Here is an 18,492-nt window from a genome sequence, read left to right as displayed (position 1 = left end):
GATGCCCGCCACGCCCCCCGACAGACTACGCTCTATAAGTGCCAAATCCCGATCGAGGAAGGCATGCGTTGCGGGGGTATTGCGTACGTCAGGCTCGTTAAGCTTGTTATACGCGTGACGAGCGTAGCCGTACGGCTGGGGCTGCGGCCAGGGGAGTCCCGAAGTGGACGACACGGGGAACACGGGGAAGTTGACGCTCGACGCGTTGATCGGCACCTGCTACGACGGGGTGCTCGACGAAGCGCGCTGGGACGAGGCACTGCGCGGCATCAATCGGTGGGTGGGAGGCATGGGTTTCCACTCGGTCACTTGGGATCGCTCACGCCACTGCGCCACACGCGACTCGCACACACTGGAAACCTCGCCGGAAGTCATCCGCGAATTTCTGGAAAAGCTCGCGCCGTCCGATCCACGCGTGAGTCTGATGCTGCGCCAGCCCATCGGCCACGCGATGCGTTGCCACCATCACCTGAGCGACCGCTACGTCGCACGCAGCGAACTATTCAACGAATTCCTGATTCCCAACGGCGTGCGTTACACGTACGGCCTGCATCTCGAAGGCGCCGACGGCACCAGCGAGTTGCTGGCGATCTTGCGCTCGCCTGATCATGTCCCGTTTGAAGACGCCGACCCCGAACTCGAAATTCTGACGCAGCATCTCGCGCGTGCCGCCCGCCTGCGCGCGGGCACGCGGCATCTGCAAGCGCAGGCCGCGATGGGCATGGCCGTGCTCGATCAGTTGGAACTCGCCGTCATCATCACCGACGACACCGCGCACGCCCACTATCTGAACGCGGCAGCGCACCAGTTGCTGGGTGAGACGCGCAACATCGCGATCCGCAGCGGCAAGTTCGGCGCCTTGTTGCCGAACGACGAGCGGGCGCTGCGGCGCCTGATCGCGCAGGCCACGGCACCGATGCCGGTGGCGGGCAGCCATCGTCTGCACGGCGAGAATCAGCGGCACTGGGTCGTGACCGCGCTGCCGTTGCGCGAGTCTCACGCGTGCGCTGCGCCGTGGCAGCGCCCGATGACCATGCTCACCATCGGCGAGCTGGACCGGCGCGTGTCGTTGAGCCCTTACACGCTGAAGGTGTTGTTTGGGCTGTCGCCTGCCGAGGCACGTCTGGCGCTGGCGTTGGCAGAGGGGACGGAATTGACGCAGTACGCGCAGGACGCCAAGGTGGCGATCAACACGGCGAGAACGCAGTTGCGCCACGTCTTCGACAAGACGGGGTGCCGCCGGCAAGCCGACCTGTTGCGGCTGCTGCATGCTATTCCGGCGTTGCGGATTCACGCGCCGGTGTAGCGAACATCGCCGACCAGCGTCACGTGCAAAGCGAAAGGGAATTTGAACGACGAGGCCGCTGACCGGGCCTCGTCGGAATCACTGATCCGAACAACGCGCCGTCAGGCGCGTGCGAACGCCTTGCGGTTCAGTTCGAGTTGGGTGATGAGTTTTTGCAGACGCGATTCAGCCGTGCGCGAGAGCGCGATATAGCGGCAGCCGATGTGATATTCCACGTCCTTCGGCAGCGGTACGGTGCGCAGGTTGCACACCTCGAGATCGACCTGCACCGTACCGTAGTCGCGCAGTTCGACCTCGGCGTGCATGAGCATCGAGCCCTTCGGAATCTCTGCGGCCACTTCAGCGCGCGTGCGCAGCCCCAAACCACCGAGCGACAGATCGAACACGTTCAGACGCAGCGGCGCGTCTTCCGGGAACTTGACCGTGCATTGGTACGGATCGAGGATCGGCGTCTTCACGCGGAAATAATCGCGGCGCTGCAAGCGCACGAGCGATTCCGGATACGACGCATAGAACGCCGGGTAGCCTTCGTACTCGCGCTCTTCGATGTCGCCGATCGGAAAATGCACCTGAATGCCTTCGGGCACCCCGACGAACAGCGCGCGCTTGTTGGCGAGCAGTGCGCGGTTTTCCGTCTCCACGCCACCCCAGTCGAAGTAGAAGCCGCGGGCTTGCGGTTCCACCTTGAGCAGCCGGGTGACGAGCTGGCGTTGCCCGTTGGCGAAATACACCGTCATGAAGTCGCCACGCGTGGCCAGGTGACGCAAGACGCCCCCGATTTCAAGCGGATTGCTGATGCGATACGAGTCGTGCAGTTGCGACTCGTCGTCGGTGGGCGGCGGCGTCAGCTGCGGTTCTGTCGTTTCCATACCTGATCTTCTATTTTTCCCCGATACGACCGCACAAGCCGTACGAATTAAGCCTTGGGCGACTGGGCCGGGCGACTCGGCCTTACGGCGGCGAGACGGACTCCACGGCACTCGACGGAACGTCACGTGGCATCACGTGATTAACGGCCATCGCCCGGAAATATTGAGTGCATTGGCGTGTGGGCATACTGCTCCCCGTACCCATCCGCCGCACTTGGGTGCCCGAAAGCACCCTCACCACACCTGCATTCTGCGGTTCCGCAGCCGAACCGGCTTAGCGATGCACCGCAGCCATCAGCGCGCCAAACCCCATGAACACGCCACCGCTGATCCGGTTGAAGGCCTTGAGCACGCGCGCTTCGCGCAGATACGGTGCAATGCGCAGACCGCCCGTGGCGTACACCAGATACCAGCTCATCTCGATGACGGCGAACGTGCCGAGCAAGATCGAGAACTGCGGCAGCTTGGCCGCGACCGGGTCGATGAACTGCGGCAGGAATGCGGCAGCGAACAGAATCGCCTTCGGGTTGCTTGCTGCGACCAGAAAGCCGGATTTGAAAAGCTTGCTGAAGCTGGAATCTTCCGCGACGGCGGAGGCACCCAGACTGGCAGCGTCACGGGTATCGACCGGTGAGCGCCAGCTTTTGTAGCCGAGATAGATGAGATAGGCGGCGCCGGCATAGCGCAGCGTGTCGAACACCATCGGCCACGCCTTGAGCACGGCGCCGAGACCGGCGGCCGAAATCGACATCATGGCGATGAGTGCAGTCATGCAGCCGGCCATCGTTCCGGCGGCGGGGCGCAATCCGTGGCGCGCGCCATGCGTCATGACGAGCAGCATGTTCGGGCCCGGCGTTGCCGACACGAAGAAGACGGTGACCACGTACAGCCACCACGTTTGCAGGCTCATGATTGCCTCGGAAAAATGCGTCACACATTACGATCAGGCATTGTAGCGTCGAACCGCTGCGGTGGCATCGTTCGCGTGCACGTCCTGCGCGTTTCAGTGACGATCGACGGTCCAGAAAAACAAACAGGCTCGATGACTTTCGTCATCGAGCCTGTTCTTTCCGTTGAGCGCCCCCGTTACCGGGGATACTCACGAATACGTATCAAGTGCTATTACAGCGGCTTGATGTTCGCAGCTTGCTTGCCCTTCGGGCCAGTCTTCACTTCGAACTGAACGCGTTGGTTTTCTTGCAGCGTCTTGAAACCTTCTGCACGCACTTCCGAGAAGTGAGCGAAGAGATCTTCACCGCCTGCGTCCGGGGTGATGAAGCCGAAGCCCTTAGCGTCGTTGAACCACTTAACAATACCGGTTTCCATGTTTTTTCCTAATAAACATAATGCCTGGGGTCGACATGACCCCTCCAGCGCTGACAATCAAGGGAAAATGAAGGACTAGAAACCAGCGAGAAGCAGGAAAACTACGTCTGACAACAACTTCGCGGCTTGACAATCTGCAATTGGTTTTATACGTGGCAAAGGCACGCTTGTCAACTGGGAATATGCTGCATATTAAGTAACAGTTTCTCGTATATAGCAGGGAATTTGCGCGTTGATCGACGATCAGAGAGGGTCTCGCAGCCCGTACAATGGGCGTTTTGCACCGTGCTCATGCCGTCGCCGCGCACCCGGACCCGTCTTTCGTGCTGCCAGAAGTGATCTTCAGGCAACTTTCGGCCTCCCCGCTCAGCCTTGCCTGCTGTGCCTCGCGACCGCCTCTGGGCCCTAACCTGCCAACGGATGGAGCCTACTCACCTCGTGCGACCGCCCCGGTTGCAACCCGAAGTGCCGACGCCGCTTGCCGCGTCGCCTCACCCCATCGATTTGTGTAACAACCGCGATATTTATGCGGTTCGCAAATTGTCGAATTGGCGTATTAGCTGGTCCCGCTGGCGTGCGCATGCCGTCAGTCTGGCCGTGTGCGCCACGCTGGCCGCTTGTGCGGGCTCGCCGACGTATGGCCCGGTCCCCGCAGGCAGCTACCGCGTTGCCTCCGGCGACACCCTCTACGGCATTGCCCGCGCCAACAACGCCAGCACGGCCGATCTGGTGCGCTGGAACGGCCTGACCGATCCCGACAAGATCGAAGTGGGTCAGGTGCTGCGCGTCGTGCCGCCGCCCGGCGCGTCCACTGCCCCGGCAGCGGCGGCATCGGGCGGCGCATCGTCCGGGAGCGCCGCCAAACCGCGTCCGAAGGCCCAGCCTGCCCCCAAGGCGGCACCGGCGCCGGTCGCACCGCGCACCGCCACCAACAAGATTCCGATGATCTGGCCCGCCGACGGCCCGGTGCTGTCGAACTTCAACGGCAGCAGCAACAAGGGTGTCGATATCGGCGGCAAGTCGGGCGACCCGGTCTACGCGGCAGCCGCGGGCAAGGTGGTGTACGCCGGCAGCGGCTTGCGGGGGTACGGCAACTTGGTGATGGTGCAGCACGACAACGGCTATCTGACGGCCTATGCCCACAACCGCGCCGTGCTGGTTAAGGAAGGTGCGGCGGTGACCAAGGGCCAGAAGATTGCCGAAATGGGCGACACCGACTCGCACGGCACCGTCAAGCTGCACTTCGAAGTGCGCCAGAAGGGCACGCCATTCAATCCGCGCGACTTCCTGCCGTCACGCTGATCGCGAGTCACCAGCGCTCCAGCACTCACTGCGCTCGCACCAAAACAAAAGGGCTGAGACCTGTGTAAGACAGGACTCAGCCCTTTGTTCTTAACCTCGTCACTTCAGAGCGACCCGCTCAGCCCACTCAGGCCGACGCCAGAAACCCCTGCGACAGCCCATTGGCACGCGCGTCACGCCAGTCGCGATGCGCGCGCGGATCGCTCCACACCAGCAAATGCAACGCCGCCAGTCCGCGCGGATCGTTGAGCAACTCCCACTTCTGCGTGTTCGTCAGCTTCGCCGGCCCCTTGAGCAACGCCGTCTCGACGCGCCCGGCGCGAATCGTGTCGTGCTTCGGATCGTCGTGCGTCGGCGCCACACTCGCGGCCACCAGTGCATTGGCCATCGGATCGACCACCGCATCCACGAAGTTCACGTACGAGCGCGCCTCGTCGGTGTACTTCTCCGTCATGCGCAGCTCTTTCGGCGGCCACGACTCTTCCGGAATCAGGAACAGCCTCACCCGCTTCAGCCCGCGTCCCAGCGACACCCGGCTAGAAAACACCGACACCGGAATCGAAATCATCATCGAGCCGACGATCGGCATGAGCCACCAGATGAAATCGGGATTGAGCCAGTACACCAACCCGCCCCACCCCATGCCGATGATCGTTTGCAGACCGTGGCGGCGAATCGCTTCGCCCCAATGTGTCTCGGCGTCTTCACGCGGCGGCGATTTCCATTGAATGGCGATCCCCGTGAGCGCGGCCAGCACGAACTGTGTGTGGAACAACATGCGCACCGGCGCCAGCACGGCGGAAAACACGAGTTCGATGAACATGCTCACCATCACCGCGAACCAGCCGCCGAACCGCTTCGCGCCCTTCACCCAGATCAGCAGCACCGCCAGAATCTTCGGCAGAAAGAGCAGCGTGGCCGTCGCGGAGAACAGCGCCACCGCCCGCTCGGGATGCCACTCCGGCCAGACCGGGAAGAGCTGGCGCGGCGCCGTGAAGTACTCCGGCACGACGAGCGTGTGCTTGGCCAACAGGCATGTCGAGAGAATCAGGAACACAAACCACAGCGGCGCGGAGACATAAGCCATCGCCCCCGTCACGAACACGGCGCGGTGCACCGGGTGCATGCCTTCGGCGAGGAACAGCCGGAAGTTCATCAGGTTGCCCTGACACCAGCGGCGGTCGCGCTTGAGTTCATCGAGCAGGTTGGGCGGCATTTCTTCGTAGCTGCCCGGCAGGTCGTAGGCAATCCATACGCCCCAGCCGGCACGGCGCATGAGCGCCGCCTCGACGAAGTCGTGCGAGAGAATCGCGCCCGACAACGCGCCCTTGCCCGGCAACGGGGCGAGCGCGCAATGCTCCATGAACGGCTTGAGACGGATGATGGCGTTGTGGCCCCAGTAGTGCGACTCGCCCAACTGCCAGTAATGCAGCCCGGCGGTAAACAGCGGACCGTACACGCGCCCCGCAAACTGCTGCAAGCGCGCATAGAACGTCTCACGCCCGGCGGCCAGCGGCGCCGTCTGGATCAACCCGGCACTCGGGTGCGCTTCCATCATGCGCGCGAGCTTGGTCAGGCATTCACCGCTCATCACACTGTCGGCATCGAGCACGATCATGTAGCGGTAATCGCTGCCCCAGCGACGGCAGAAGTCATCGAGATTGCCGCTCTTGCGCTTCACCCGGCGCTGACGCCGGCGATAGAAGATGCGGCCGAAGCCACCGACTTCGCGGCACAGCGCCTGCCACGCATCGACCTCGGCCGTACAGTTATCGGCCTCGTTCGAATCCGACAAGATGAAGAAGTCGAAGCGGTCCAGCGAATCGGTCTTCGCGAGCGATTCGTACGTCGCGCGCAGGCCCGCGAACACGCGGCCAACGTCCTCGTTGCAGATCGGCATCACGATCGCCGTGCGCGCATCGGGGGCAATCGGCGCATCGCCGGCCGCCATCTTCGAGATCATGTGGCGCTCGCCACCGACCAGCAGAACGAAGAAGCCGAAGATGGCCGTCCAGAAGCCCGCCGACACCCAGCCGAACAACAGCACGAACAGCGCAAGTACCGAGAATTCGAGCGGATCGGCCCCGTGATACGGCAGCACCGACGCCATAAAGTGCGTGGCGAGCGCCGTCTGCGCGATCATCAGCGCAAGCAGCGTCCAGCGGCGGCGACGTCCCGCCTGCGACCAACGGCCCTTCGGATCGGGCGCATCGCGCACCAGCGGATCGGGATCTTTACGGCCCGCGATGGCACGCCAGAGACGTCCCAGCGGATTGAGCGACCAAGGACGCGGCACGAGCGACGTGCGGCGCACCGGCGGCGCAATGCGCAGCGTCTCGACACCACGCACTTCGTTCAGGCCTGCGGCAGCCGCCAGCGAACCGCCTTCCGTGAGCGAAAGACGCGCGGGTTGCGAAGCCAGCACGGCATCGCTGTCGGATTCGATTTCGGCGATATCGGGCACATGCCACGCCGCCGGATCGATGATCTGCGCGGCCGACAGCACGCCTGCCGGTGAGGCAACCGCCTGCGTGCCGGCAGCGTCTTGCGCTGGCGTGCTCACGGCGTCGCTCTCATCGGCATCGGTGGCTTGCGTGCCCTCAATGCCCGCAACGTCCTCAATGTCCGCCGCAACATCACTCGGCGGCACCACCGCAACCTCATCACCGTTCGCAATACGCGCGGCGAGCAGGCGCTGGATACGGGTCAGCACATCGAGCGAATCGCCGCCGTCACGCTGGGCCTGAGCCAGCAATGCACGGCGCTTTTCGGCGGGCAGGGGCAGCCGGTCGACGTATAGCTCGTCGACCGGGATATCGGAGCGATCGCTCACTCGGGGGGTAACAGGTAGCTCCACGTTTCGGATAGGGTATTGCTGCCGTTGCGCAGATAAGCGCGCATTTCGACGGGTTTCTCGGAATCGAGGCGGCGCATGCGGAGCATGACGCGATAGCCTCCCGTGACGTCATTGCGCTGCGTCTGTACTTCGAGGATCTTGCCGTTGGCGTCGGTCGTGACATTGCCTTCGACTTTCGCGTCGTCCGCCAGTTTCTTGAACGCCGGTCCCTCGAAATCGATCGCGAACAGCTGACTATCGTCTGGTTTTCCCCGGTAGCCATGCCCACGCCGGCTTTGTGTCACCCACGCCATCGGCGGGCGCTTGTCGTTATCTTTCTGCCACGACAGCTTGTACTCGAACGCATAAGGCTGCTTGGGCTTGGGCGGCGCATCCGGCACCCAATACGCGACGATATTATCGTTCGTTTCGTCGGGCGTCGGAATCTGCACCAGCTCCACGCGGCCCTGCCCCCACTTGCCCTTGGGCTCGACCCACGCGCTCGGGCGCGACTCGTAGTGATCTTCCAGATCCTGATAGCTGCTGAAATCGCGATCACGCTGCAACAGACCGAAGCCGGCCGGGTTCGACAGCGAGAACGACGACACCAGCAAACGCTTCGGATTGACCAGCGGACGCCAGATCCATTCGCCCGTGCCCGACTGAATCGACAGGCCATCGGAGTCGTGCACTTCCGGGCGATAGTCCGGCACCGGCGCCGGCTGATTCTCGCCGAAGAAATACATGCTGGTGAGCGGTGCCAGTCCCAGCTTGGTCACGTTCTCGCGCAGGAACAACTCGGCCTTCACGTCCACGGTCGTATCGACACCCGGGCGCAGCGTGAAGCGATACGCGCCCGTCGCGCGCGGCGAATCGAGCAGCGCGAAGATCGTCAGGTCCTTGGCACCCGGCGCCGGACGCTGAATCCAGAACTCGGTGAAGCGCGGGAATTCTTCGCCGGAATTGAGTGCGGTGTCGAGCGCCAGCCCGCGCGCCGAGAGGCCATAGGTCTGGTTCTTACCCAAAGCGCGGAAGTAGCTCGCGCCGAGGAACACCATGACCTCGTCCTTGTACTTGGGCGTGTTCACCGCATAGTGAATGCGAAAGCCCGCGTAGCCCAACCCGCGCAATTGCTTCGGATCGACTTTCACCGTGCCGAAATCGAACTGATCGGGGGTGTAGCGCACTTCGCGCACGCTATTGCCGATCAGTTCATTGATCTTGACCGGCCGGTCGTAATACGAGCCTTCGTGGAAGAACATCAGCTCGAACGGCAGCTTCTGCGCGCGCCACAAGGCCTTCTCGGGCTTGAAGCGGATGCCGCGATAGCGGTCGTACGTCAGATTCTGAAGGTCTTTGGGCAGGTTCTGATCGGTCGGCTTGTAGCGGCCGTTCGCGAGCGTGCGGGCCTGCTTGGCCACATCGTCGAACGAGAAAGCGTGCGCCGCGCCCGAGACCAGCGCGCAGACACTGAGCATGCCGGCAAGCGCCAGACGCAGGGCACGGTGGGAAATCATGCGGGAAACCGTATTTGGCAGGAATTCCATCGGCAGTGGGGTAGCGTGTAACGCGCGTACCGGCCGTAGCCAGCGTGCGCTGAACGCGCAATTTTACCCGTTCATTTGCCGATTGACCAAAGCCGCACCGGCAAAACCTTCGAAGCGGGCACTCACATCACCCCAATCGTCCGCGCCGTCGCCGATTCAGCGGGGTCACTAATTTGTGACCATTTGTGACTTATATGAAAATCGAGCCGATTTTTACGGTTTATGTACGGTTTTCATCCCTTCTTCAGCGCTTCTTCGCCGCTTTCTTCGCTCGTTTACTCGCCCTGTCGCGGCGTTCCCGATGCGATATCCCCGCGCCACGCCACCGATGTTGCGACTTCCCTGCGTTCGTCACCGATTGGCGAACGCGAGCAATCCGCCCAGCGCCATCAACGCGCCGCCGATGGTCCGGCGCACGGCGTGCTGGCGGCGGACCATGGCCGCGCGCATCCACCCGGCCGAGAAGCCCAGCGCCACGAGGCTGAACCACGCCCAGTGCGCGAGCGACATGAACGCCCCATAGGCCACCCCCACCTTCCAACTCGTGCCGGCATGGACGACCTGCGTGAACGTGCTCACGACGAACAAGGTGGTCTTCGGATTCAACGTATTGGTGAAAAAACCGGTCCGGAAAGCGCGCCATTGCCCGTGTGTGGCCGCCGGCGACGGCAAACCCCCAGACGCCCCATCGGCCGGTGCCGCGCCGCCTTGCGGGCTTTCTTGTGTGGCATCCGCCACGGGCGAGCGATCTCGCAGGGTGCGCCAGCCGATATAGATCAGATAGGCCGCCCCGATCCATTTGACGGTGGAGAACAGCCACGGCAGCCGCGTCATCAGCAGGCCGACGCCTATCAGCGTGTAGAAGACATGCACCTGCACGCCCGCCGCGATACCGAGTGCCGCCCATAACCCGGCGCGGCGGCCATGCTGCCAGCTCGCGCGCGTGACCATGGCGAAATCGGCGCCCGGGCTGATGACGGCCAGCACGGTGATTGTCATGACGGCCAACAACTCTTGCATGATGAGAACTCACGGATCTGAGCCGGAGACCGCCCCCACGGCAGTGTCATCGAAGCCCAGTGAGTTAAATTTTGCCGGACCTTCGCAGCCGTGAAAAACGATCCTTTCTCACGTCGATACGTGATAATTTCTCACGTATGGACCGTCCCCTGCCCCTGCACGCGCTGCAAGTCTTCGACGTCGCCGCCACCGAGTTGAGCTTCGCCCGGGCGGCGCAACGGTTGTTCGTGACGCACGGCGCGGTCAGCCGCCAGATACGCACGCTCGAAGATGCGCTCGGCCTGCCGCTGTTCGAGCGCCGCAACCGGGCCGTCTTTCTCACGCCTGCGGGCGAGCGTCTGCACGCCACGACGCGCCAGATGTTCGAGCAACTGGCGCAGACGGTGGCGAACCTGCGACCGGTCGCGGCCTCGCGCACGCTGGTAGTCTCGTGCGAACCGACGCTGGCCATGCGGTGGCTGATTCCGCGTCTGGGCGCATTTGCGCAAGCGCATCCCGACATCGCGCTGCATCTGCATTCGGCCGGCGGGCCGATCGATCTGGCGAGCGCGGGCGTGGACGTCGCCATCCGGCGCAATGATTTCTTCTGGGGACATTCACTCGCGGCCGAACCGCTCGCCGACGAGTGGATCGGCCCGGTGGGCCTGCCAGCCACCTTCGAGACACCACACCCGACACCGTTGCACACGCGCACGCGGCCACAGGCATGGCACGACTGGCAGCGGGCGATGAAAGCCGAAGGCCATGCGCCGGCATCCGGGCGTTACGGCGCGCGGGCCGCCGGTAGCCCGATACCGCCCTTCGAACACTTTTATCTGAGTTTGCAGGCGGCAGGCGCGGGCTTGGGCGCGGCCATCGGTTCGGTGTACATGGTGAGCGACGAACTGCGCGCCGGACGCCTCGTTGCACCGCACGGCTTCGTGCGCGATGGCTCGGCCTATGTGGCCCTCGCCCGCGAATCGTTCGACGCGAATCCCGCTACGCACGCCTTGTTGACGTGGTTGCGAAGCGCCATGGCCGAGTCTGCCGCATTGTGGATATAGGCAGCGTGGATAGCAGCAGTGTGGATAGCAGCAGTGTGGATCTAAACAGTTTGGTTCGAAGCCGTGTGAATCGAAACTCACTCGCGAGGGTCGCGCTCGCCTTCACCATGACTGGCGGGCTTCGGCAGCCCGCCGCCACCGCCTCCACTACCGACCGGCGGCACCGGCACGGGTGACGGCCCGGCGGCGGCACTCGCGGCGTCGGCCGATTGCGCTACCGCTGGCGGGGCGGAACGCGGCAACATCCTCACGCCGCGCCAGTTGCCCCACTTGTAATAGATGAGCGCCATCACCAGCGACACCCCAAACCCCAGCGGGAAACTCCACCAGATCGCCTCGGCACCCCACGACTTCTGCAACTGCCACGCAAACGGCAGCCGGATCACCCATTGCGACACGAACAGGATCACCAGCGGTGCCGTGACCGCCCCGGTCGCACGCACCACCCCGAACAACACGATCGTCACGCCGAACAGCACGAACGACCACGCCACCACGGCGTTGATGTGCTGCGCCACCGAAATCGCGTAGCCATCGTCAGGCAGAAACGCATTCATGAACTGGCGGTTGAACAGCAGGATGGCCACCACCAGCGTGCCCGTCATCACGAAATTCAACCCGACGCCGACGCGCCCGATGCGCGAAACCCGGTCCCATAACCCTGCGCCCACGTTCTGCGCCGTCATCGACGAGACGCCGGCACCGATGGCCAGCGCCGGCATCTGCACGTACGTCCACAACTGCGACGCCACGCCGTACGCCGCCGTCGTCTGCGAGCCGTAACCGTTGACGAAACCCATCATCACCATCGCCGACGACGAGATCACTACCATTTGCAAACCCATCGGCAGCCCTTTGATGACGATCAACCGCAGCAGCCCCGGGTCGATGCGCAGATACCGCCAGTCCTTGCGCGGCAGCCACAGCGGATCGCGCCGGCGGTAAAGCGTATAGAGCAGCGCCGCGAGACTCACCGTCTGGGCGATAAGCGTGGCTCCGGCCGACCCCGCGATGCCTAACGGCGGCACCGGCCCCCAGCCGAAAATCAGCAATGGGTTAAGCACCACATCCAGCCCGGCCGAGAGCAGCATGAAGCGGAACGGCGTGCGCGCGTCGCCCGCGCCGCGCAACGCCATCATCACGAAGTTGTAGAAGTACATCACCGGCAGCGCCACGAAGATGATGCGCAGATAGGCGACCGCAAACGCACGGGCGTCGCTCGGTGTGCCCAGCGCGTTCAGCAGCTCCGGCGTGAAGATATAGCCGAACACCGCCACCGCCGAGGACATCAGTACGAAGAACGTCGCACTCGTGCCGACGATGCGCTGCGTGAGCACGTGATTCTTCGCGCCGATCGACTGGCCGATGAGAATGGTGTTGGCCATGCTGATGCCAAACACGACGCCGAGCAGGAAGAACAGCAGGATGTTGGCGTTCGACGCCGCAGTGAGCGCCGACTCGCCCAGATAGTGGCCGATCCACATCGCGTTGATCGACGCGTTGAGCGACTGGAGCACGTTGCTGCCCAGCACCGGCAGTGAGAACCAGAAGAGGGTTTTGCCGATCGGTCCGCGGGTGAGGTCTTGTTCGGCCATGGGTGCCCTACTTTGTGTCGAGCTTCACGCCCGCCGCCGGTGTCGGCACCGCGCATCGGTGCGCGCGCAGGTTGTCGAGAAAGCGCTCGATTAGCGGCAGTACCTTCGCCTCGATGTCGGGATGTCCGTAGCCGAAGCCCGCAAAGTTGTAGTGCGTGGCACCGTCGACCACGGCAAGCCAGTGGCAGCCCGGCGGCAGATCGGCATAAGGCGTGGTGCGCTCCTGCCACTTGCCGTCAAGCGGCGCGTCGCGCGTGCCCGTGACCAGCAGCATGGGCTTGCGGATGTCATGCCATGCCCCGGCCGGAAAGATCGGCCCGGGCCCTTGCGGCGAGAGCACCACGTAGCCGTCGAAACGGTCGTCGCTGTCGAGCCCGAGTTTGTTCTTTGCGCCGGCCTCGAACATCACCGTCGCGGCCCCGGCCGCGTGCCCGAAGAAAACGCTGGGGCCGGTGCGGCATTGGGAGCGTCCCCAGCGCAGTGCGGCGCCCGTGTCTTCGAGACGGTCGTCATACACTTCGGGATCCGTAGGAAGCGCCAGCGAACCGTCGCGCATGCCGCCGCTTCGCACGCGATCACGCAACGCGTCGCGGCCGTTGTCTTCCTTATGCGCCATGGTGATGGCGAGCCAGCCGTATTGCGAGAGTGCGCGGCCAAGCCACGCCAGCGCGTCACGGTCGTCGCCCGCGCCGGGACTCAGCACGGCGAGTCCGTTGCACGCCACGCTGGGACGGAAGACATGCAACATGACATTCGCGCCATCGCTGCGCAATACGCGTTGATCGGTGCCGGTGGCGGCCGACGAAGGCGTAGCGGTAGCGGAACTTGCGGCGGAAGCTGAAGAAGCGGCGGAAGGAGACGAAGCCGCAGAAGGCGCGGAGGCTGCTTTCGGGAAAAGCTTGCCGACGATTGAGGTATCGGCGGCCGTGGCGGTCGAGGGAAACAGAACGGCGGTGCTCAGTGCGCAGACGCCGAACAAGGCGAGCGCGCCGAGCATCGTCCCGAGCGGTCGTCCCACTGTCCAGCGCGCCATTCCGAGCATCCGTTCTCCCCTGATTTCTGGAAGTGCAAAGTCAGGACACCGGTCTCGCGCCGAAGTCCTGCTGCGGCATCACACGATGGGCCATCTTAGCGTGAATTGCGGCGGGGCTCGCATGATTTTTGCGTGTCGGATGCATGTCTCGCGTGCGCAACGCGTGCGAGGCGTGCCGCTTGCGGGCTGCACGACTTCGTGTGCCACCCCGTGCGGCAACGGGGCGCACAGGATGACCGGAATCACGGTAGGGAGAATCGCCGGCCGAGCGCCGACGCATAGCCTTCCGGATCGAAGCGCCATGTCATCGCAACGAGAGCGATGTTCACACCGACAAGTGCGACCCACGCCGGCGTGAAGCCACCGGTCATGGCGCGCACCGCGCCAGCGGCGAACGGGGCCAGTGCCGCAATGCAGAAGCCCACCCCTTGCATGAACGCCGCGAGCGCGGCAGCGTGACGCGGATGCGCGTGATGATCGAGCGCGAGCACGAGACCGAGCGAGAACGTGCCGCCCAGTCCGAAACCGATAGCACCGATCCAGAGCCACGGCGCTGCTTCAGGCGCGAACACCAGACCGACCAGCCCGGCAAGCGTCGCCACCAGCGCCAGCGTGAGCCACCGCCGACGGTCGACATTGCGCCGCGCGAACCACGGCAACGCCAGCGCCGCGACCACCTGACAGGCCGTCAGCCCGGCGAGCAGCGCACCGCTTTGCGTCGCACTCATGCCCGCCTGCTGATAGAACGGCGGCAGCCACGCGACCATCGTCGTGTAAGTGCAGTTGATCAGTCCGAAGTAAATCGCCAGCGTCCAAGCCCGATGCTTGCGCAGCAGATCGAGCATGGAAGGCGCACGCGGCGCCGGCACTTCCGAAACGGCGGCCCCTGACACCGCCTGAACGCCGAGCGGTGCGCGCCACCATGCCAGCGCAGCGGCGCCGACGACAGCGAGCCACATGCCCAGCCCAACACGCCAGTCGTCGGCCAACGACGATGCCCACGGACTCGCCGCCGCGCCCAGCCCGCCGCCGCCCATGAGCGCCGCCGAATAAATCCCCATCATCGCGGTCATGCGCGCGGCGCTGTAGTTCGCTTTCACGACACCGGGCAGCAACGCCTGAATGATGGCGATGCCGATGCCCGACGCGAGCGCCGTCGCCAGCATGAGCACCGTATCGTCGGCAACGAATCGCACGCCACACGCCAGTGCGAGCGCCGCCAGTCCAAGCAGTACACCGCGCCGTTCGCCCAGCCGCCGCGTCAGGCTGCTGGCGGCGAAGGCGCCCGCGCCCATGGCGAGTACGGGCAGCGACGTGAGCAACGCCGCCACCGGAAAACCCATGCCCGTGGCTTCGCGAATCTGCGGCAGCAACGGGCTGATGGACGTGAGTGTCGGGCGCAGCGTCAGGCCGACCGCGACAATCGCAAGCCAAAGCGTCATACGGCCACGCCCTCGCGCACAACGACGCGTCCGTTCGCCACTACCCAGCGACGCGGCGCACGCGTGACGATGGCCTGCGCGGCGTTCAAGGCATCCACCAGCACCAGATCGGCGCGAGCGCCCACCTGCAAGCCGTAGTCCTCAAAGCCGCACACTCGCGCGCCCTGATGCGTCACGCAGTCGAGCGCGATGTCGAGCTCGTCGTCGCGACGCAGGTTGTAGCGCAGGCCGATCATCATGGCGCGCTCCAGCATGTCGGGCGAACCGTAGGGCGTCCACGTATCGCGAATGCCGTCGTTACCGCCCGCGAGCGGCACACCGGCACGCCGGCACGCCATGAGCGGCGGCACCACGCGTGATGGCGGTGCCGTCGTGATGAGCGACACGCCGGCGTCGGCCAAGCGTGCGAGCAGCGCGTCGGCACGTGCGGCGTCAAGTTCCCCCAGACAAAACGCGTGCGAGACGACGACCTTGCCTTGCATGCCCAGTGCCGCAATGCGCTCCAGCATCAGTTCGAACGAGAACACGCCCATCTCGCCCGGCTCATGCAAATGAATGTCGACGGGACAGCCATGCTTGTCGGCCAGTGCGAACATCGCGTCGAGCGACTTCGCCGGGTCGCGGTCGATGGCGCACGGGTCGAGCCAACCCAGCACGTCGGCACCGCGCGCGAGCGATTCGTCGAGCAGCGCGACGGTGCCTTCGCGGTCGAGCACGCCCGATTGCGGAAACGCCACGATCTGCATGTCGAGCGTGTCGGCCAGCGTCTCGCGCGTGGCGAGCACGCCGTCGAGATGGCGCAGACCGGCGTCGGTATCGATGTCGACGTGGGTGCGCAAACGCGTCGTGCCGGCCGCCAGAAACGCACGGCCGAGCGCGAGCGAGGCGGTACCGGCATCATGGCCGCTGCTCGCACGCCACGACCGCTCGTTGTCGATGCGATCGATCAGGCGTGAACCGCATTCGTTCACGTACCACGGCATGCCCCACGCCGTCTTGTCCAGATGCGTGTGCGCTTCCACCAGACCGGGCATCAGCAGCGCGCCCTGCGCATTGATCGACTCGATACCGCCGGCCGCAGCGGGTGCGGCGGGTGCATCAGGCAACGACGCCCCGATGGCGGCAATCGTCGCCCGGCCGTCGACCGTGCGTTCGATGCGCACGGCGACGGGCGACCCGTCGAGTGCGCGGGCATTGCGAATTTCCAGAGTTTCCAGTGCTGTCATGAATCAAGTTCCCTGCGCCAGTCCCGGCGCCACATTGCGAGCCCGCGTCAACACGCTGACGATCACGAACGTTACCGCGTTCACGGCCAGTGCGACGAGCCCCATGTTGATCGATGCCACCGTATCCGGTGCGCCCGGCAGCAACGTATGCAAATTGACGTCGAGCGTCACGGCCAGCGCCAGCACCACGGCACCCGCCCCGATACCGGCAAACGCGCCGTACTTGTTGCCGAACGGACGCGGCAACAGACTGGCCACGAACGACGGGAACAACTGCGTGAGCAGGCTCGAGGCGAACAGCGCCAGCGCGACGAACGTCGCACCGCCGCGCAATACGAAGAACACCGCAACCAGCCCGAAGACCGGCAACACGCGCTTGGCGAGCTTGGCGACAAAAACGTCGCTGGCGTGCGGCGCAAAGCCGTCGCGATAGACGTTCTTGGCGAGCAGCGTCGACGCATTGAGCAGAATCATCGAACCCGGCACCAGCGCGGTCAACACCCCGACGCCACCGATCACGCCGACGAACCACGGCGAGAACGTCTGCTTCACGATGCGCAGCAACGCCAGATCCGAATCGGCACCGGTGAGCCCCGGCACTTGCAGAATCGCCGCAAAGCCCACAAAGAACATGAACGCGATGACCATCTGATACAGCGGCATCAGGATCGTGTTCTTACGCACGGCCGTCTCGCTCTTCGCCGCATACACCGACGTGAAAACGTACGGATACAGGTAATAGCCCAGCGAGGTCAGCAGAATCGTCGAGTTGTACCAAGACAGCGTGAGACCGCTCGTCGGCATTTGCAGGAAGCCCGGACGCGCCGCTTCGATACGGTCGAACATTTCGCCGAACCCGCCGAAGTAGTGCAACGGCAGATAGATGCCGAGGAACACCGCGATCACGAGAATCAGGATGTCCTTGTAAATCGCAATGCTCGCCGACCCGTGAATGCCCGACACCGTGATGTAGAGCACCATCGCGATGGCACCGCACCAGATCGCGACCGTCGGCGTAATCGTGCCGTACGACGCTTCGGACACGATGATGCCAAGCCCGCGCAACTGAATGATCAGCAACGCGCTCATGCCCAGCACGGCGACCAGCGACACCACCACGCCCAGCGCCCGCGAGCGGTACGCCGTGGCGAAGAAGTCCGAGAACGACACGCAGTTGTGACGTGTGGCGTGACGCCATGCCGCCGGCAGCATCCAGTAGCCGAGCAGGTAAGCGAGCGCCCCGTACGCGAGGATGTAGAACGCGGGCGGCCCCTTGCTATAGGCCCAACCGCTCGCGCCCAGAAACGTGAACGTCGAGAAGGCCTCGCCGGCCATCAACAGGAACACCAGCAGCGTGCCGAAGCCACGTCCGCCCACGGCCCATTGCTCCAGACTCATCTTGCGGCCGCGGCGTGCGCGCAGGCCGATGAACAATGCAAAGGCGAGAAACGCCGCAATCACGGTCAGTGCGGCATTCATGACGCGGCTCCCGGGGCCTTCTGGCCCTTGGCGGCGGACGCCGCGCTGGCACGGTCGGCCGCAGCGGCCTCACGCGAACCGTCAAAGCGGAACATCACCACCATGACGACCGAGGTGAGCAACAGCCAGACGATGTTCCATGTCATCAGGAACGGCAGCCCGGCGAGCCGTGTGCCCACATGCTCGGCGAGCCAGCCGCCGCTGTAGAAGGCCGCGACAGGCAGCGCGGCCAGACAATGTACGAGTTTCATGACGTCTCCAGACCCAAACAAATCCAAGGGGGATGGCCGCTGTCGTGCGGCCCGGTGGTTTTAGCCATAAAATGGTTAACCATTTTTGTTGACCATTATCGGCAGTGCGATGCCAAAATGCAAGGTCGCGGGTGTGACAGGCGTCAAACCGAGGGTTTTCCGCAGACGAACAAGCGAATGGAGGCGACGGGTACAATGCGCCCCACAGACACGTCTG

At 64.3% G+C, this 18,492-nt stretch carries 15 protein-coding genes; 3 read left to right on the top strand and 12 right to left on the bottom strand.

Translation table 11 applies throughout. The annotated features are described in order from the left end of the window. Positions 1 to 163: 163 nt before the first annotated feature. Positions 164 to 1,306: a hypothetical protein gene (locus PIN31009_RS26800; RefSeq protein ID WP_150792077.1), complete on the top strand. Its 1,143-nt coding sequence runs from the start codon at positions 164 to 166 to the stop codon at positions 1,304 to 1,306. A gap of 101 nt (positions 1,307 to 1,407) precedes the next feature. Here PIN31009_RS26800 and PIN31009_RS26795 read toward each other — a convergent pair whose 3' ends face one another. From PIN31009_RS26795 to PIN31009_RS26785, 3 genes are all read right to left on the bottom strand, one after another. Beyond that, positions 1,408 to 2,175: a flagellar brake protein gene (locus PIN31009_RS26795; protein ID WP_058375975.1), complete on the bottom strand. Its 768-nt coding sequence runs from the start codon at positions 2,173 to 2,175 to the stop codon at positions 1,408 to 1,410. Positions 2,176 to 2,449: 274 nt separating this feature from the next. Beyond that, the gene (locus PIN31009_RS26790) at positions 2,450 to 3,085 is read right to left on the bottom strand and encodes a LysE family translocator (protein WP_150792076.1); all 636 of its coding nucleotides are present in this window, start codon (positions 3,083 to 3,085) and stop codon (positions 2,450 to 2,452) included. Positions 3,086 to 3,297: 212 nt separating this feature from the next. Next, on the bottom strand, positions 3,298 to 3,501 hold the full coding sequence (locus PIN31009_RS26785) for a cold-shock protein (protein WP_150686330.1): 204 nt from the start codon (positions 3,499 to 3,501) through the stop codon (positions 3,298 to 3,300). Positions 3,502 to 4,041: 540 nt separating this feature from the next. On the opposite strand from PIN31009_RS26785, the gene PIN31009_RS26780 reads away from it, so the two are divergent. Then, positions 4,042 to 4,803: a peptidoglycan DD-metalloendopeptidase family protein gene (locus tag PIN31009_RS26780; protein WP_246185880.1), complete on the top strand. Its 762-nt coding sequence runs from the start codon at positions 4,042 to 4,044 to the stop codon at positions 4,801 to 4,803. 127 nt (positions 4,804 to 4,930) lie between these two features. Here PIN31009_RS26780 and mdoH read toward each other — a convergent pair whose 3' ends face one another. The 3 genes from mdoH to PIN31009_RS26765 all read right to left on the bottom strand — a co-directional run bounded on the left by mdoH (position 4,931) and on the right by PIN31009_RS26765 (position 10,206). After that, positions 4,931 to 7,456 carry a glucans biosynthesis glucosyltransferase MdoH gene (gene mdoH, locus PIN31009_RS26775; protein WP_150792110.1) on the bottom strand — a complete coding sequence of 842 codons (2,526 nt, stop codon included), beginning with the start codon at positions 7,454 to 7,456 and terminating at the stop codon, positions 4,931 to 4,933. Between the two features lie 176 nt (positions 7,457 to 7,632). Next, complete coding sequence (locus PIN31009_RS26770; protein WP_150792074.1) at positions 7,633 to 9,156, bottom strand: glucan biosynthesis protein G; 1,524 nt, start codon at positions 9,154 to 9,156, stop codon at positions 7,633 to 7,635. A gap of 381 nt (positions 9,157 to 9,537) precedes the next feature. After that, positions 9,538 to 10,206 carry a LysE family translocator gene (locus PIN31009_RS26765; protein WP_150792073.1) on the bottom strand — a complete coding sequence of 223 codons (669 nt, stop codon included), beginning with the start codon at positions 10,204 to 10,206 and terminating at the stop codon, positions 9,538 to 9,540. Between the two features lie 137 nt (positions 10,207 to 10,343). Here PIN31009_RS26765 and PIN31009_RS26760 point away from each other — a divergent pair, with 137 nt between their 5' ends. Continuing rightward, positions 10,344 to 11,249, top strand: a complete 906-nt coding sequence (locus PIN31009_RS26760; protein ID WP_150792072.1) for a LysR substrate-binding domain-containing protein — start codon at positions 10,344 to 10,346, stop codon at positions 11,247 to 11,249. A 77-nt stretch (positions 11,250 to 11,326) separates the two neighbouring features. Here PIN31009_RS26760 and PIN31009_RS26755 read toward each other — a convergent pair whose 3' ends face one another. The 6 genes from PIN31009_RS26755 to PIN31009_RS26730 all read right to left on the bottom strand — a co-directional run bounded on the left by PIN31009_RS26755 (position 11,327) and on the right by PIN31009_RS26730 (position 18,275). Beyond that, positions 11,327 to 12,844, bottom strand: coding sequence for an MATE family efflux transporter (locus PIN31009_RS26755; protein WP_150792071.1), 1,518 nt, complete (start codon positions 12,842 to 12,844; stop codon positions 11,327 to 11,329). A gap of 7 nt (positions 12,845 to 12,851) precedes the next feature. Continuing rightward, complete coding sequence (locus PIN31009_RS26750; protein ID WP_150792070.1) at positions 12,852 to 13,877, bottom strand: alpha/beta hydrolase family protein; 1,026 nt, start codon at positions 13,875 to 13,877, stop codon at positions 12,852 to 12,854. A 242-nt stretch (positions 13,878 to 14,119) separates the two neighbouring features. Beyond that, entirely contained in the window at positions 14,120 to 15,319 is a 1,200-nt protein-coding gene (locus PIN31009_RS26745; RefSeq protein WP_150792069.1) for a cyanate transporter, read from the bottom strand. Beyond that, entirely contained in the window at positions 15,316 to 16,536 is a 1,221-nt protein-coding gene (locus tag PIN31009_RS26740) for an amidohydrolase family protein (RefSeq protein ID WP_246185886.1), read from the bottom strand. The genes PIN31009_RS26745 and PIN31009_RS26740 overlap by 4 nt, the downstream gene beginning before the upstream one ends. A 12-nt stretch (positions 16,537 to 16,548) precedes the next feature. Next, a complete protein-coding gene (locus PIN31009_RS26735) occupies positions 16,549 to 18,024 on the bottom strand; it encodes a sodium:solute symporter family protein (protein ID WP_150792067.1) in 1,476 nt (491 codons plus the stop codon). Continuing rightward, on the bottom strand, positions 18,021 to 18,275 hold the full coding sequence (locus PIN31009_RS26730; RefSeq protein ID WP_150792066.1) for a DUF3311 domain-containing protein: 255 nt from the start codon (positions 18,273 to 18,275) through the stop codon (positions 18,021 to 18,023). Before PIN31009_RS26730 ends, PIN31009_RS26735 begins: the two co-directional genes overlap by 4 nt. Positions 18,276 to 18,492 lie beyond the last annotated feature (217 nt).

It is taken from the genome of Pandoraea iniqua (genome assembly GCF_902459685.1).
Taxonomy (GTDB): domain Bacteria; phylum Pseudomonadota; class Gammaproteobacteria; order Burkholderiales; family Burkholderiaceae; genus Pandoraea; species Pandoraea iniqua.
The sequence above is the reverse complement of the archived record's forward strand: the minus strand, read 5'-3'. Positions and strand labels throughout refer to the sequence as shown.